Source organism: Treponema sp. OMZ 857, from assembly GCF_024181085.1.
GTDB lineage: Bacteria > Spirochaetota > Spirochaetia > Treponematales > Treponemataceae > Treponema.
In genome coordinates this window covers 2,775,308-2,788,882 of record NZ_CP051147.1, presented here as the reverse complement: position 1 = coordinate 2,788,882, position 13,575 = coordinate 2,775,308, and the positions used below count along the sequence as shown (strand labels likewise).

The 13,575-nt window shown below is 46.1% G+C and carries 8 protein-coding genes; 2 read left to right on the top strand and 6 right to left on the bottom strand.

Going from position 1 to position 13,575, the window contains the following annotated elements; genetic code table 11:
* Positions 1-36 precede the first annotated feature (36 nt).
* On the top strand, positions 37-1,920 hold the full coding sequence (locus E4N66_RS12740) for an ABC transporter ATP-binding protein (RefSeq protein WP_253728368.1): 1,884 nt from the start codon (positions 37-39) through the stop codon (positions 1,918-1,920).
* A complete protein-coding gene (locus E4N66_RS12735) occupies positions 1,913-3,856 on the top strand; it encodes an ABC transporter ATP-binding protein (RefSeq protein WP_253728366.1) in 1,944 nt (647 codons plus the stop codon). Before E4N66_RS12740 ends, E4N66_RS12735 begins: the two co-directional genes overlap by 8 nt.
* A gap of 51 nt (positions 3,857-3,907) precedes the next feature.
* Here the strand turns inward: E4N66_RS12735 and E4N66_RS12730 are convergent, their stop codons facing one another.
* The 6 genes from E4N66_RS12730 to E4N66_RS12705 form a co-directional block, all read right to left on the bottom strand.
* Positions 3,908-5,527: an ATP-binding protein gene (locus tag E4N66_RS12730; RefSeq protein WP_253728364.1), complete on the bottom strand. Its 1,620-nt coding sequence runs from the start codon at positions 5,525-5,527 to the stop codon at positions 3,908-3,910.
* A 55-nt stretch (positions 5,528-5,582) separates the two neighbouring features.
* Positions 5,583-6,026, bottom strand: a complete 444-nt coding sequence (locus tag E4N66_RS12725) for a hypothetical protein (RefSeq protein ID WP_253728363.1) — start codon at positions 6,024-6,026, stop codon at positions 5,583-5,585.
* Positions 6,026-7,186: an ISAs1 family transposase gene (locus tag E4N66_RS12720; RefSeq protein WP_253728362.1), complete on the bottom strand. Its 1,161-nt coding sequence runs from the start codon at positions 7,184-7,186 to the stop codon at positions 6,026-6,028. The genes E4N66_RS12725 and E4N66_RS12720 overlap by 1 nt, the downstream gene beginning before the upstream one ends.
* Before the next feature lie 158 nt (positions 7,187-7,344).
* Positions 7,345-10,842: a UvrD-helicase domain-containing protein gene (locus E4N66_RS12715; protein WP_253728360.1), complete on the bottom strand. Its 3,498-nt coding sequence runs from the start codon at positions 10,840-10,842 to the stop codon at positions 7,345-7,347.
* A gap of 196 nt (positions 10,843-11,038) precedes the next feature.
* A complete protein-coding gene (locus E4N66_RS12710; protein WP_253728359.1) occupies positions 11,039-13,267 on the bottom strand; it encodes a VWA domain-containing protein in 2,229 nt (742 codons plus the stop codon).
* Complete coding sequence (locus E4N66_RS12705; protein ID WP_253728358.1) at positions 13,251-13,571, bottom strand: hypothetical protein; 321 nt, start codon at positions 13,569-13,571, stop codon at positions 13,251-13,253. Before E4N66_RS12705 ends, E4N66_RS12710 begins: the two co-directional genes overlap by 17 nt.
* Between the last annotated feature and the right edge of the window lie 4 nt (positions 13,572-13,575).

Sequence of the window (13,575 nt, the reverse complement as noted above, 5' to 3'; positions counted from 1 at the left end):
ATTCATTTTTTTTAGACTGTGCTACGATAAGTCATCATGCTGAAGACTTTATCAAAAAGCCTGCGGGAATATAAACGGACATCCGTTATCGCAGTGCTGCTAACCATTACGGAGGTGGTGTTTGAAATTATCATCCCCTCCTGTATGGCGTATCTCATTGATTTTGGAATTGAAGCCGGAGCTATGCAAACGGTGTTCAAGTACGGGGCGGCGCTTTTGGTCTTTGCGCTTATTCAATTACTGACGGGCGTGTTTTCGTCGGTTACTGCGGCAAAGGCATCGGCGGGTTTTGCGGCAAATCTGCGGCAGGATATGTACGACAACGTGCAGACTTTTTCTTTTTCCAACATCGATAAATTTTCACCTTCTTCCATCATAACGAGGCTTACCACCGATGTAACAAACGTGCTCAATTCCTATCAGATGCTGGTAAAACTTGCCGTGCGCGCACCCGGAATGATGATCTTTGCGATGATTGCATCGTTTAGAATCAGTACGAACATTTCCCTCATCTTTCTCGGTATGATTCCGCTGCTGGGGCTCGGTATCTTTCTTATTATCCGGAAGGTGCATCCGATATTCAGAACTGTTTTTAAAACCTACGATACGCTCAACAATGTGGTGCAGGAAAACATACGCGGTGTCCGGGCTGTAAAATCCTTTAACCGGCAGCAGTACGAAATTACCAAGTTTGAAAATATTTCCGAATCGATTTACAAGGGCTTTTCAAAAGGGGAGCGGTACATTACGCTGATGATGCCGATGGCACAGCTGTGTATTTATACCTGTATGATTTTGATTTCGTGGTTCGGTGCAAAGGAGATTGTTGCGAGCGGGAACAATGCTGCACAGGGGCTCACCACCGGATCGCTGATGGCGCTGTTTTCGTATGCCTCTCAAATTATGATGAGCTTGATGATGTTTTCGATGGTTTTTGTGATGATCACCATTTCCCGTTCTTCCGCAGACCGTATTGCAGAAATTTTGAATGAGCAGCCGGACATCACCAATCCTGAGCATCCCGTGATGGAGGTGAAAAACGGGGAGATACGCTTTAGCAATGCCGATTTTATGTATACTGCGGATGCCGATAAAAAAGTAATCGACAATGCGAACCTTGTTATCCGGTCTGGAGAAACGGTGGGGATTATCGGCGGCACAGGTTCTTCCAAAACTTCTTTTGTGCAGCTCATTCCCCGCTTGTACGATGTTACCTCCGGTTCGGTCAGCGTGGGCGGTGTAAACGTAAAAGACTACGATGTAAAAACGCTGCGGGATGCGGTAGCAATGGTCTTGCAGAAAAATGAATTGTTTGCCGGTACGGTAAAGAGTAATTTGCAGTGGGGGAATGAACATGCAAGCGATGCCGACATTGCCGAAGCGTGCCGCCTTGCCTGCGCTGCCGAATTTGTCGAAGCAATGCCGGATGGGTATAACTCCCATATCGAGCAGGGAGGCGCCAATGTTTCCGGCGGACAAAAACAGCGGCTCTGTATTGCGCGGGCGCTGCTCAAAAAAACTAAGATTTTAATCCTTGATGATTCAACCAGTGCGGTAGACACCAAAACGGACGCACTGATTCAAAAGTCATTTAAAGACTTCCTGCCGGACACAACAAAGATCATTATTGCGCAGCGGATTTCTTCCGTACAGCACGCAGATAAAATCCTCGTATTCGATAACGGGGCAATTACTGCGGTTGGCACACATGATGAATTGCTGCATACAAGCGCCATCTATAAAGAAGTCTTTGAAACGCAACAAAAAGGAACTGACGACATAATGACTATCAGAACCGCCACGGAGGGCAGTGGTTCCATGCAGCAGCGAGTTTTTCGTCAGAAAAACTCGACGTTGAGCAGTGTACACGGAGGTACACTGCTCAACAGTGTGACAAAAATCGGAGGTTCCGATGCATAATATGAAACCTGCTCACGGTGCAAAACCGGCAACAAACCTAACCGCAAAACCGGAAATGAAACTTTCTATGCCGACCGTCAAACGGCTTCTTTCCTATCAGAAACAGTACAGGGGCATCCTTGCGGTTGTGACGGTCTGTATTTTATTAAGCGCAGGCGCAACCGCCGCCGCCTCTCTCTTCCTGCAAGTATTGATTGATCAGTATATTCTGCCGCTGCTTGCGCAAAGTACTCCGGTGTTTACCGAACTGCTACGGGTGCTCATCGTTATGGCGGCGGTGTACGGCACCGGTGTCCTCTGTTCATGGATTTACAGCCGTTTGATGATCAATGTGGCGCAGCGGACGCTCAAGCGGATCCGCGATGAGATGTTCGCAAAGATGCAGCGCCTGCCGATTCGGTATTTCGACACGCACACGCACGGTGATATTATGAGCCGCTACACCAACGACACCGACACACTCCGGCAGATGATTACACAGTCAATGCCGCAGTTTGTTTCTTCCGTGTGTACGATTATCGCCGTGTTCTTTGCAATGCTGTATCAGAGTGTGTACCTAACGGTCATCGTTGTTGCTTCCATTTTTTCTATTTTGAAAGTGATTAAGCTCATCGCAAAAAAGAGCGGCTTCTATTTTGTGCGGCAGCAAGACACACTCGGACAGCTCAACGGCTATGTTGAAGAGATGATAAATGGACAGAAAGTGATTAAAGTGTTCTGCCGGGAAGAAGCGGTAAAAGCTGAATTTAAAGAAAAGAATGCCGCATGGCAGGAGAGTGCTGCAAAAGCAAATGCGTATGCAAATATCATCATGCCCTTTATGAATGCGCTGGGATATTTTCAGTATGTGATTGTCGCGCTTGTCGGTGCATGGTTTGCCATTGCAAAAATCCCCAATCCGACTATCGCCGGTATCAACACGCTGACGCTCGGCACCATCGCTTCATTTTTAACGCTGTCGCGGAGCTTTACCAATCCCATTTCTCAGCTATCCAATCAGCTCAATTCGGTAATCAATGCCGTTGCAGGAGCCTCGCGGATTTTTGCGCTGATGGATGAAGCGCCGGAGGAAGATGCCGGTACCGTTACGCTTGTCAACGCACGGGAAGAAGCAGGCTCCTTGTCCGAAGCGGCGGAACACACGGGTATATGGGCGTGGAAGGAAATACGTGAAGACGGTGCGGTTTCTTTAACCCGGCTGACGGGCAAGGTGATTTTTGAACATGTCGATTTCGGTTATAGCCTTGAGAAAAACGTGCTGAAGGATATAAACCTCTTTGCGGAGCGCGGGCAAAAGGTGGCATTTGTCGGAGCGACAGGTGCGGGTAAAACAACGATTACCAATTTGATCAACCGCTTCTACGATATTAACAGCGGGACTATTACCTACGACGGCATACCGATTACCAGCATTAAGAAAGAAGACCTGCGGCGTTCGCTCGGTATCGTATTGCAAGAGGTGAATTTATTTACCGGCACTATTATGGAAAACATTCGATTCGGCAACTTGGATGCAACCGACGAACAGTGTATCGCAGCGGCAAAACTTGCCAATGCGCACAACTTTATTACGATGCTGCCCCACGGGTATGACACGGTTATTGAAGGCAGCAAAAACTCCCTTTCGCAAGGACAGCGGCAGCTCTTATCCATTGCCCGCGCCGCAGTCTCCGATCCGCCCGTTATGATATTGGATGAAGCAACCTCTTCAATCGACACAAGAACCGAAGCGCTCATCCAAAAAGGTATGGATAGGCTGATGGAAGGCAGAACCGTTTTCGTCATCGCCCACCGCCTTTCCACCATCATGAACTCCGACGTTATCATGGTCTTGGATCACGGCGAAATTATCGAACGCGGCACGCACGAAAGCCTTATTGCCAAAAAGGGTATGTATTATCAACTTTATACGGGAGCTTTAGACTTTGACAAATAGGCGGGCATCTGCGTTGTCGCTTAACAAAAAACAGTCCTCGATAGTTGCAATTTACTTGTCTAAAACTTCGGTTTGCCAGTCTTTAATCGTGCGTGTATCTTCGTCAAAAGAACTTCCAATGAGCACTATTTTCTTCCCACTCGCCATGTACTTTGCGGCATAGCCGTTCGTTTTTATCTGGTTGAAGGCATCTTCAGCACTACCATTCACGGAGAGCTTAAACTCGAAGATATACACAGCATCAGCAGTAATAACCACGGCATCCGCACGTCCGGTAGCGCAGTGTACTTCCGTCTGTACAAACTGTCCCATCAGCGCAAAGACAAGATACACTGCTGTCTGATAGTTCTGTTCCCGCAGTTTCAGCCTATCCTTCGGGAAATCATCATACGGAATACTTGCGATAATCGCTTGCATCCGCTCCATAAACTCATCCACATTGCCCTTGCGGATGTCCTGTATAAACCGTCCTACCCATACCCCTGTTTGACCGAACGGTACATCAGAGTATGCCGGTAACAGATTACGCAAAAAACCGTACCGTACTTCATTATTCGGAAAGCCAAGCCGGTACAGCTTCAGATCGCTGATATATTCCTTGATCGTTAAATATCCCGCTTGAAACAGAATCGGCAACGCATCTTGTGCTACCGCCCGATAGGTTTGCAAGCCTTCTTCATCAAGCTCAACATTACCATCCAGATCGGGGATATAATAGTGCGCTTCTTTTAAGAAGTTAACCAAAAAAGTCGGCGTTCCCGTACCGAACCAGTAACCGCTAATCTCTTTTTTGACAAAGGCGCTCAAAAGGCTAAAGGGATTGTACATTCCTTCTCCTGCAGGATGGAACATATAGCCGTCGTACCACTGCTTTAAGGCTACTAATGCCTCTTGATACGTAAGGTCTTGCTCATCGGCAAGCACTTGTATGTCAGGCTGAAAGTTCGTTTCAAGTTCTGTTTGTGAGATGCCGCAGAGACCGGCATACTGTTTCTCCATCGATATATCGCGGAGGTTATTCAAATCGCTGAAAATGCTGATCTTGCTGAACTTTGTTACCCCGGTTAAAAAGGCAAAGCGGATATATTCATCACAGGTTTTAATCACCGAGTAAAAGGCTTTCAGTGTATTACGGTACTGCTCATTCAGCGCTTCATTTACCCCCATCGTTTGCAGAAGCGGCTTGTCGTATTCGTCTACGAGAATGACTACCTGCTTGCCGGTCTTTTGATATGCCCGTTGGATTATCCCCTTAAATCGGCTCGAAAACGTTTGCTCTGAGGTATCTGATTCGTATTGCTTTTCCCACTGGACTAAATGAGTGTGCAGAATAGTGTGCATACTTTTTTCATCATTGTAATTTTCCGTATTAAAATCCAGATACAACACAGGATATTCCAGCCACGCAGCTCGGTTTTCTTGTGCAGCTTGCTCCTCTTCGGCTTTTTCAAGATATAAATCTTTGAATAGCTCTTTTTGCCCGCGGAAATATGCTGCCAACGTTGAAAGGAAAAGACTCTTGCCAAACCTCCGCGGACGGCTCAAGAAATAAGGACTCGACACTTGAACAAGCTGCCAGAGAAATGGGGTCTTATCAATATAGAGATACCCGTCCTTGCGCAGTTTTTCAAAACTTTGTATGCCGACCGGTAGTTTGCGTGTAATGTTCATAACGATAGTATAGCAGGGTTCAATGCTTTCTGCAATTTAACCGCATCAAAGACGGCTATTCGTTTGCCAAATAAGAGGAACCCAGTTGTTTTTTTAAGCAGGTAAAAAGTACGAAAAGAAAGAGAGCGGCGGCGGGGAAAATGAGGAACATCATAGGATGTAAAGAGGCGGTGAGACACATTTTACAAAGCCGGTAAAGATGAAAGAAAAAGGCGAGGATAAAAAACTGTAAGCTGATTATACCGATCATGATGTTGATTTTAGAAACGGAAAAAGGCCCCGCGACCGGAGAAAAGAGACGGGAGTTCATCGGATCACCGTGGCAGTTGTGCAGTTTCCCGAATAAGTATTCTGTATATCGTCCGGTTTTTTTATTGCAAAATATCTTATTAAGCTCGGAGTTTGCCGACTCATCGCAGCCTTCCCAAAACTTGTGATTACTACTTAACCACGCAATATTACTTTCATACAGCTCATACCATGCCCAGGGATTCCGCATTATAACGAGAGCAATACTCTATCAAGGCAATCTTCTCGTTTGTTGCACAGATGTTGCTTATGGAGAAGCGGCATTTTCTTTGTGCTTATGATATCCGAGAAGTCAACCTGTTTGAGAATATTCAAGACAATTTTTCGTAAGACGCTTAAGTTTGCTGCCGCATTGTCTTTCCGTACAAGACAATAATCCTCATCGAGAATCGCATCGAGAACCCAATGCAGGTTATTTTCTATCCCCCAATGAGCCCTCATCGCAAATGCGGCCTTGTGCACATCTGTCAGTGAGGTCAAGAAATATCTTTGTTCAACGGATTTCTTCCCAGTCTTCTTTACCGTTCTTTCGCACACGAGCATTCCAACTCCATTGAGATTCTTCCATTCATCTTTTTCTGAAAGCCAATCAATATTCCCGCAAAGATAACAGGTGCGTTTTTCAATTCGCCCGTGTCCAATTTCAATGGTATATTCTCCTCGCTGAATATGGTAACACTGACAATACGCACCATCACAAGGGTGCTCAAAGAACTCTTTTACATCCCGGTGTATCGATTGCTGATTTCCTTTCAGAGAAATAACATACTCCGCTTCCTTTTCTGCTATTTTCTCAACGATTTTTTTCTGACAGCCCATCGCATCTATAGTAATAATCATGCCTTTTAAGTCTAACAGATCCAGAAGTTCAGGAATGGCGGTAATTTCATTTGATTTTTCTTCTGTTTTCACCTGCCCGAAGCACACACCCAGAGAATGCGCCCAAGCCGAAACAACATGAGCAGCTTTATGCGGTTTTTTATTTTCGCCTGTCGATACATATTCAGAGCGCCGGATAGTTTTTCCATCAATCGCGACCACTTCATTTTCTGCAATATGCTTGCCAAATGTCTCTCGTGCATATTCTATGAATACTTTTTCAAGCTGCTTTGCATCAATCCTTGCAAGCACTCGCAGAATCGTATCGCTGCTGGGGATGCCATTTTCCAGTTTCAGATATTTTTTGAGGGTTTGCTCGCTTAATGTCGCATAAAACTGTATTTGTTCTATACTTTTATAGCCGCACAATACTCCCATAAACATAAGCATTAATATATCGATGAGATTGTGTTTCTTGCATCTGTCGATTCTTTCGTCTTTAATGTTTTCAAATGCTTCTTGTAATGTCATTGTTCCACTCCAAGAACATTTTACCATTATTTATACCATGGGGGCTACTATTTTTTTTGACACGATTTATAATGCGGAATCCCTGGAGTAGCGGAGGATCCTTGCAGTGATACGGCAGAAAAGGCGGCAAGAGCCGGAGCAATATGATTGTCGACTCCTTACACTACTTCTACAGCGGTCTTGCTGCGGAGATAGAAAATATAGGCTTTAACCGATTTGGGGGACTGTTGTCCGCCGGTGTCTTGACCGAACCCTTCCATTTTATAGAAATTTTCTACGGCAGCTTTGTAGATTAAAAGCTGCCTTCGATGTTGTTCAGGATAGATTTTTTGGTCGGTTTTATAATCGATGATATACGCGGTATCTTCGTATTCAAAAAGCAAATCGATTTGCCCTATGACGAGCTTTCCTTCGTAGAGGGTTAAAAAGCCGTATTCGGTTTTTCTGAATGAGGCCTCTATCGCCTTTTGTCCCAGCGAAGAAGAAAGGAAAGCGGTGCACAGTTTTTCCACTTCCCGGGCGTACTTTGCAGGCAGTGTACACGGGCGGTCTAAAAAGCGGGCTTCCATCGCCTTATGAACCAAGGTTCCGAACTCGGTGGAGGAAAGCTCATCGCCGTCCTTTTCACCGGTATTGTCGCCCTGCTCGATATGTTCATTTAATTCGGTATGTTTCATAGTTTTAGATTGTGCCATCGTTTGTGAATATTCCATATCTTGTAATTCCTGATTTGGAAACATTGCAAGCGGCGCTTCGCTTAACCGAAGCCACTGCCGGTCTTTTTCGAATTGAGTTGCCGGTATGACGCGCGGTTCTGCAAGCGGAAAGTTTTTTTCCGCAGCCTGCCGGTATAGAGCACGGGTTTCATCAAGATTAAAGCGCTGCCGGTCTTCCGCGGTGTGCTGTACTGCCGAGGCGGGGAGCGGTAACACTTCCGTAAAATGCACGCAGTTGATATCGCCGGATAGCGCCGGTAATAAGAGCTGAAAAAAACTTCGGTTATTTTCTTCCTTCTGAGGTTGTACAAGCTGTTGGCGGATTTCCTCCAAAACGCGGGGCGATTCCGGTAGTTCCTCAATATCGCCGCCGGTTTCCTGCACTCCGCTCATCAGCAGCCGAACCTTAGCCCGCGTAACGGCGACGTAGAGAAGCCGCTTTGTTTCGGCAAGATGTTTGGCATTCGCTTCCTGCCGCAGTTCCTCAAAAAAGATATTGGCGGAAGGGTCGTTTTTTGTTTCCGGCGGTAAATGGATAACCGGCCCTAAATCCTTGTGCAAAAAGACCAGGCCTTCTTTCTTTTCAGACTTTCCCGCATTGCCGCAGTCGGGAATACAGACAATCGGGAACTCCAACCCCTTGCTCTTATGCACCGTCATAATTTTAACCGCGTCGCCACCGTGTTCGAGCGGAATTTCCATATCTTCAACCCGCTCTTCCGCATGAATGTACGAAATCAGTGTGTCGATAAAAGCCGAAAGACTCTGCCCCGCGGCATCCGCTTTTACCGCAAGCGCAAACAGGTAATCATATAGTTCCAGATAGCGGTGGTAGCGCGGCTCCGTAAGCAATATGTATCGGTACCCTTCGTCATACCACAGTGCGGTAATCAATTCGGCATTACTCTTTTTTTTGATAGAGCCTTGAAGCCGCTCAAAAAGAGCGCAAGCATTTAAGAAATACTGCCGGTCTTCCGCATCCAATTCTTCCGCAGCGGAGGGAGCAAAAGGTTGGGATGCATGCTCAAGGCTGTGCAGCATCAATTGGGTAAAAGAGCGGTCGCTGAGGCGGACAAATGGTGAGCGGAGTACTTGGGCATACACGGCTCTGTCATGCGGATACACCGCTAAGCGGAGCAAGGCGCAGATATCGTTGAGCGGCGCGTCGTGGAACAATCCTTTTTGCTGTACGGAAATGTACGGGATTTTAAATGCACGGAAAAACCGCTCGTAGACTGCTTGATGCGTCGACGCGCGCAGCAGCACGGCAAAATCCGACCATGTACAGGGACGGGTAGACTGTGAGGCGTCATCGTATACAAGGTAGTGTTCGTCATGGAGCGCGGCTATTTTTTGCGCAAGCGTATACGCCTCGCATTCAATCGGTTTGAGGAAGGCGGTATCGGTGTCGGCGCCCTTCGGAAAGCGTTTTTTGTCGATAAAGAAGATATCCGTCTGAGGCGCTAAATGGGGAACCGCCTCCCTGCTGAGAATGGGGATAAATTCCGCTTCAAACGCAGGCACGGTGCCGATAAGGGGCTGATTGGTTTCCGAATAAAAGACCCGCATAAATACACTGTTAAAAAAGTTGAGCAGTTCAGGTTCAGTGCGGTAATTTGTTTGCAGGTTAATCGAAGCGGAGCCGCCGCCTTGCCGTAAATCCTGCGACAGCGTACGGAACACCGAAACATCGGCGCCCCGAAACGCATAGATCGATTGTTTTTCGTCCCCGACAAAGAAAAGTTTATCCGGCACCAGCTCGTCCGGCGTGGGTATCGATTGGTCGGTACGTTCTTCTTTTTCCGCAAGCAGGAACAAGAGATCGCGCTGCAGGCTATTATTATCCTGAAATTCATCGATCATAATCCGATGGGTTTGTTTTTTGTAAAAAAGCCGCAAGTCGGGATCGGTGATGAGCGCGTCAACAGCGAGCTGCGCAATGTCGCCGAAATGCAGTATGCTCCTCCGCTTTTTTTCGGCAATGAAGCGTTCCTGCAACACACTGCAAAGCGCGTATATCTTTTGCATTTGCTCTTTGTGTGCATAAAAATGATACAGACTTTGCAAGCGGCCGGAGCTTTCAATCAGTTCACCGCAGAGCGCCTTGCACGCTTTTACGTCCTCATCCTTTTTTGAACCCATCGTTTTTTTGACGCTGCAAATCGCTTTCAGCCGTTCAAGAAAGAACGGTAACTGCGGATCGTTTAGTGTAAGCGGGAATTCGGGGAGTTGCGTGTATGCTTCTTTTACTGCGCTGATGTAGTTATCGTTTCCTTCAAGATGAGCGGCAATATCTCCGAGAATGCGTTCGGCTTGTTTGCAATAGCCGGTAAATAATGGTTCGGCAGCGGCCAGCTGATGCTGCAAGGCCTCAGAAAAATCAATCGGGCGGGAGACTGTAACGTAATCGTTTAATATTTTGACAAAGAAGTCGTTGATAAAATCGGTAATCGGTTTATCGCCGAGCAGATATTGCAGGTTTGTGTCCGCGCGGTGTTCAAGGAAAAAATCCAGCGAAAGGTTATAGGCGAGCCGTTTCGATTCGGTAAGATCGATAGTGAAATCGGGACTGATACCGAAGCGCCGGCATGCGGTTACGGCAATCTTATGACAGAATGCATCGATAGTCATAATTTGCGCCTTAAAAAAAGAATCCAATGCAGCGCCGGCACGGCTCCGCTGTACTGCATCATCGGTTCCCGCATACATCTTTTGCAGCTCCCGATAGATACGCCGGTGCATTTCCGCCGCCGCCTTGTCCGTAAAGGTGAGGGCAAGAATATTTTCAACCAAATAGTTTTTTTCGGTAATCAGGTACACATAGCGACTTGCCAGAACCTTCGTCTTTCCCGAACCGGCGCCCGCCGCCACAACGGCATTTTCATCCGTTTTTACCGCCAGTTTTTGATGTTCGTTTAAATCTTTGCAAATATCTATCATGTTCTCTGCTCACGTACTTTTGAAGGATGTGGAGATGGGAGCCTCTAAAAACTTCCGGTTTTAGAGGGTTTCCTTAGATTTATTATAGCATAGCCTTTAATGATAGATAAGGATGGGTGTGGGTCTGTCCGAAAGCTATAAAACCGCGGCGCTGCATAGATATAGTGTTCGTGTTGTCGGCGTAACAAGAGGCTTGTTATTTTCGTGTTTTCAGTTCATGCAGCTGTTCAACAAGATGCCGGGACGCGCGGGTATCATTGGTGTCGTACAGCCAGTTGTGATTAAAATAGGCGATGGTATTTTTGTTGCCGCTTGCTCCGATAACAAGGCTGTAAAAGCCGGTGTTCTTTTCTTGTTCCTGTTCGATAGCCGTAACAAGATCATCTGAAAGATTTGCCATTACAAAGTCCGAGATCATCAGTACATCGGCATTTTTATATCCGGTTGCAGTATCGCTGCCTGCGAGCATGTTAAGCGCTTTCCGCAGCGCAGGTTCTGCATCGGTTCCGCCGTTAAACGACATACGCAAAAAACGTACCAGTTTTTGCAGGTAGTTGCCTCCGTCCGCATTTGTCAATTCCATATCCTCATTCGGTTTTACTTCAAGTGTTTCAATATCCGTGGAAAACGAGATGATATAGCAGAGCCGTTCCTGTTCCGCCGCAATCTTTGCCAGTGCAAATGATACTGTTTTTGCAATATTCTCCGGAGTGCCGTGCATAGAGCCGCTCGTGTCAACACAGATGATAATCGGTCCCTTGGGTTCTTGCTTTTCCATCGTTACCTCTTCTTGCTCGATACTTTCTTTTAATTCCTCTTGCTCATTTTGATACTCAAATGACAGAAGTTGTTTTTGCGCAAATTTCAGCTGAAAGAGTTTTTTTGCCGCAGGATTTTTCAATAGAGCAAGTTCACAAGGAAGAGCCGCTGCAATATCGTTTGAATACTTAAGTCCGTTTATCTCTCCGCGGTATGCAGGTTGCGGGTGCCACTCCGTTGTTATAACGATTTTATCCCGCAGTTCTTTTTCAAACACCGCTTGTGTGCGGCTTTGCCTGCCGAGCAGGTCGGCAAGTTCCTGCAGCGATTCATCTTGTTCCAGAAGCTTGGCAAAGGTATCAAGAATTTCAAACCCGCTTGTTTCAAAGGGATGCTTGGATAAATCCCAGAGCCTTCCGAAATTTTTAGTGAACGGCGTAAGTAGTTTTTCAAGCCGCATAAAGTTTTGTATTTTTTTATACAGCTCTTCCAAAAACTGCTTTCGCATAGTATCGATCCGCTCCTGCTCCCACTTTGTTTTGCGTTCGATGAGATTTTTTTCCATATCGGCAATAAAGTTTCTGCGCAGCGCTTCAAGTTTTTCCGGCGATTCCCATTGAAGCGTATTTTTTTCATTATTTTTCGTTTTCTGTATTACGGTTTTTGCATGGGTAGTATTTACTTGCTCATTTTTTCCGGGAGTGTTTTCTGCTTGCATATCGTCTACCCGTATACTTGCTTCCGGAGACGTTTGTGCTTCCTCTGCTGGGACTGTTTTCGCGGTATCGTCTGCTGCACTATCGGTGATGTGTTTTTGCTCGGCAAATGCTTTGCGGTAAAAATCAAAGTCCAGCGTACTTTCCTGAATAGTTCCGCGTTTTGAATCGCTAACTGACGGAAGGCGTTTATAGTGATACTGTATTTTTGACTTTTCCGCAGAAAGATCGGCTGCAATTTCTTCTGCAGACTGCTTTTTCTGCTGTGCAACAAAGATTGCTTCATCGAAAAACGGATTTTCTTTTTCCAATGTGCCGTGTGTCTTTTGCAGCCATTCCAAAAGGTCGGTCTGAATATTTTCGGAAAGTCCTGCATGACTTTGCATATACTTTTGTACATCTTGCGTATTCAGAATTTCGGAAAGCGTATGCTGTGCAACCTGCGCAAATGTATTCTGCGGAAAAGCAATGGGGATGTCTTCCGGCTCAACAGGCTGTATGGCATCTTCGATCGCATCAACCAACTGTTTCCGTTCCCGAGTTGAACCAAATGCAGATTCAGGGGCAGCATTATTTTCAAACTTTCGCTTTTTCTTTGATTGCTGCTTATAGCGTTGAATATTTGCGTTTAAATTTTGTTTTATGTTACCGATGTTGGAAAATAGTGTACTACACAGGTTGGAAAATGCATTATCGCTTAAATCTTCCGTTTGGTGTGCGGTTCTATTCCGTGTTAGACGGAGCGGTTCCCACCAATAAGGCTTTGAAGAAAACCATACTTTTGTTAAGCATTCCCGTAGCTGCTGCATTTTTATTTGCAGCCATGCACGCGCTTCTTCATTGATTGCTGTAACATCGGAAATACCGGAAGGGTATTTTTCACTCATTTCTTCAATAGGGCGCAATGCTTTCCTGCTATATTTCCTTGAGTTTCTATCTTTTCTCGTCATCAGTGCATCCTGTTTCTATTAAAGCTCTAATCTCTTCCATATTGTCAAATACAAATGAAACCATCTTTTGCAATTCCTTATCGGGAATATCTGCCGTTGCATGCGCAAGCCGGTTGCGGATTTTGTGCAATTCCATAACCGGCTGCGGCAGTCGAAGCCCTTCTGCAAGCGTCTGTATTTTCAGCTCAAGCCATGCTTTCTGTTCATCGGAAAGCCGGTAGACATCGGGCATGCCGCCGGAATACTTTTGCTGCAATGCGGTAAGGGCTTCACGGGATGTGTGTAATAACATATCTTGCAACATATAT

What these genes read in the sequence shown, in the direction of transcription:
- E4N66_RS12740 (WP_253728368.1), top strand. Translation starts at nt 37, where the DNA reads ATGCTGAAGACTTTATCAAAAAGCCTGCGGGAATATAAACGGACATCC.
- E4N66_RS12735 (WP_253728366.1), top strand. Translation starts at nt 1,913, where the DNA reads ATGCATAATATGAAACCTGCTCACGGTGCAAAACCGGCAACAAACCTA.
- E4N66_RS12705 (WP_253728358.1), bottom strand. Translation starts at nt 13,571, where the DNA reads ATGTTGCAAGATATGTTATTACACACATCCCGTGAAGCCCTTACCGCA.
- E4N66_RS12725 (WP_253728363.1), bottom strand. Translation starts at nt 6,026, where the DNA reads ATGCGGAATCCCTGGGCATGGTATGAGCTGTATGAAAGTAATATTGCG.
- E4N66_RS12720 (WP_253728362.1), bottom strand. Translation starts at nt 7,186, where the DNA reads ATGACATTACAAGAAGCATTTGAAAACATTAAAGACGAAAGAATCGAC.
- E4N66_RS12730 (WP_253728364.1), bottom strand. Translation starts at nt 5,527, where the DNA reads ATGAACATTACACGCAAACTACCGGTCGGCATACAAAGTTTTGAAAAA.
- E4N66_RS12710 (WP_253728359.1), bottom strand. Translation starts at nt 13,267, where the DNA reads ATGACGAGAAAAGATAGAAACTCAAGGAAATATAGCAGGAAAGCATTG.
- E4N66_RS12715 (WP_253728360.1), bottom strand. Translation starts at nt 10,842, where the DNA reads ATGATAGATATTTGCAAAGATTTAAACGAACATCAAAAACTGGCGGTA.